This window comes from Shigella sp. FC1544, assembly GCF_001722145.1.
Classification (GTDB): Bacteria; Pseudomonadota; Gammaproteobacteria; order Enterobacterales; family Enterobacteriaceae; genus Escherichia; species Escherichia coli.
Genome location: NZ_MECT01000270.1, coordinates 1 through 1,727, shown reverse-complemented (window position 1 = coordinate 1,727; position 1,727 = coordinate 1). Strand labels below are relative to the sequence as shown.

The following is a 1,727-nucleotide window of genomic DNA, read 5'->3' as shown; positions in this document are numbered from 1 at the left end:
CTGGCCGATAAACCGGGTCGGCGAACTGCTCCCCTGGCGCGTAGCACTGCCGACTGAATAACACATCCCCGTCAATACGGTTCTTGCTGCACGCTTACGCTGATGCTGAGTATTAACGGGAAAAGCGTCAGCATTGAAGTGAATTTTAACGGTGTCGCCAGCTTCGCCGCTGCTGCAACGGCACTACAGACAGCGCTGACCGCAGCAGTGGCTACAGTGGTATTCGATACCACACAGAATGCTTTTGTCATTACTGTCGCCGGGGCGAAACCCGGGAGTACCACGATAACGTTCGGCAGTGGATCGGCAGCAGAACTCCTGAAGATGACCAGTAACACCGGTGCGGTGATATCCCGGGGCGCGCCTGTATCTGATGTCCCTGACACAATGGCAGCCATTAAGGCCGCTTCCCAGCAATGGGCGGGTTTTTCCACGGTATCTGAGGTCACTGACGAGCAACACCTGGCGTTTTCTGCATGGGCAAACGGGCAGGGCAAGCGTTACTTTTATGTGGCATGGACAACCAGCGGCAACGCCAGAGTAAAAGGCAGTACTGAACACATCGCTTACCAGATAATTGCTGTCAATAACTACAGCTCTGTTGTACCTGTTTTCGCGACTGATGGTAACCGGGCTGCAGCGGTACTGGGGTATGCAGCGTGCCTTGATTTTATCCGACCAGAGGGGCGTGTATCATTCAAGTTCCGCGAGTATGAGGGGCTGGCCGCTGATGTTACCAGTGGCAGCGATTATGATGCGCTGATCGCCGCAGGTTACAATTTCTACGGAAAATATGCGGAAAACAGTGTGGTGGAAGATTACTGGGCGGATGGCACTATTACCGGTGATTTTAAATGGCTGGACAGTTTCTGCGGGCAAATCTGGCTGAATGCCAGTTTGCAGGGGGCGGTGATCGCATTATTCAAGTCAAACCAGACGGTCCCCTACAACAATGAAGGGCGGGCGCTGGTTGCAGCGTCAATGAGTGACGTTATCCAGCAGTACAAACGCTGGGGAGGGATCCGTGAAGGGGTGACACTGACGGAGGCGCAGAAGAAACAGATTAACAATGTTGTGGAGGCAGATGTTTCTTCAACGTTGTTTGCCACCGGCTATTACCTGTATATCGGCGATATGCTTCCCTCTTTGCGGGCAACCCGTAGCAGTCCGTCCTGTACGCTCTGGTACTGTGACGGCGGTAGTATCCAGAAACTTGTTATTGCATCCACGGAGGTCCAGTAAATGTCGGGTAACAACAACACCATCACTGCGGCGGATGCCATTATCACGCTGACAGTGAATAATCTGTATCCCTCCGGCGTACGACTTCAGGGATTTGCAACAGATAACGTTTATGGCACCGATCCACTGGTACTGGCGGAAACTGCCCGCGGTATTGACGGTAAACTGTCGGTAATGACTCCAACTTACTGATAGTGTTTTATGTTCAGATAATGCCCGATGACCTTGTCATGCAGCTCCACCGATTTTGAGAACGACAGTGACTTCCGTCCCAGCCTTGCCAGATGTTGTCTCAGATTCAGATTATGTCGCTCAATGCGCTGAGTGTAACGCTTGCTGATAACGTGCAGCTTTCCCTTCAGGCGTGATTCATACAGCGGCCAGCCATCCGTCATCCATACCACGACCTCAAAGGCCGACAGCAGGCTCAGAAGACGCTCCAGTGTGGCCAGAGTGCGTTCACCGAAGACGTGCGCCACAACCGT

General features: G+C 52.9%; 2 protein-coding genes and 1 pseudogene. 2 read left to right on the top strand and 1 reads right to left on the bottom strand.

Features of this window, described 5'->3' with window-relative positions; translation table 11 throughout:
- The first annotated feature begins 102 nt into the window (after positions 1 to 102).
- Together BGK49_RS13980 and BGK49_RS13975 are read left to right on the top strand one after the other, a co-directional pair.
- Entirely contained in the window at positions 103 to 1,242 is a 1,140-nt protein-coding gene (locus BGK49_RS13980) for a DUF3383 family protein (RefSeq protein ID WP_000949036.1), read from the top strand.
- On the top strand, positions 1,243 to 1,434 hold the full coding sequence (locus BGK49_RS13975) for a phage tail fiber protein (RefSeq protein WP_000016416.1): 192 nt from the start codon (positions 1,243 to 1,245) through the stop codon (positions 1,432 to 1,434).
- Here BGK49_RS13975 and BGK49_RS13970 read toward each other — a convergent pair.
- Positions 1,428 to 1,727: pseudogene (locus BGK49_RS13970) on the bottom strand (IS1-like element IS1X2 family transposase); the annotation flags it as partial. The gene BGK49_RS13975 and the pseudogene BGK49_RS13970 sit on opposite strands and share 7 nt — an antisense overlap.